Annotated in this window: 1 protein-coding gene; it reads right to left on the bottom strand. The window is 65.9% G+C overall.

Annotation, left to right across the window (positions count from 1 at the left end; genetic code table 11):
• Positions 1-258, bottom strand: a 258-nt coding sequence (locus RVY79_RS20285) for a hypothetical protein (RefSeq protein ID WP_317466387.1), incomplete at both ends; no start/stop codon positions are given.

Below are 258 nucleotides of genomic sequence, written 5' to 3'. Positions count from 1 at the left end.
AGAGCTGCGCGTTGTTCGCCGCTGCGGTCGGGTCGCCCGCCAACCAGGCGCGCGCGAACAACTCTGCCGCCTTGTCGGAGCTACGAATCACGTATTTTCCATCGCGCACGATCTGGCCAGCAACACGCAGGAGCCGACTATTGACTGCGGTACCCGTGGAAGCCTGGGCCGCCGCGAGAATGCGGGGCGCCATGTCGTCGCGTAGGGGCAGCATCGAGTCGCCCTCGAAGTATTCCGCCAGCTTTGCCGGCGTGAGCC

Origin of the sequence: Chromohalobacter sp. HP20-39 (genome assembly GCF_033052815.1) — a bacterium.
In the GTDB taxonomy this organism is placed as follows: domain Bacteria; phylum Pseudomonadota; class Gammaproteobacteria; order Pseudomonadales; family Halomonadaceae; genus Chromohalobacter.
This window is presented reverse-complemented; position numbering and strand designations above follow the sequence as displayed.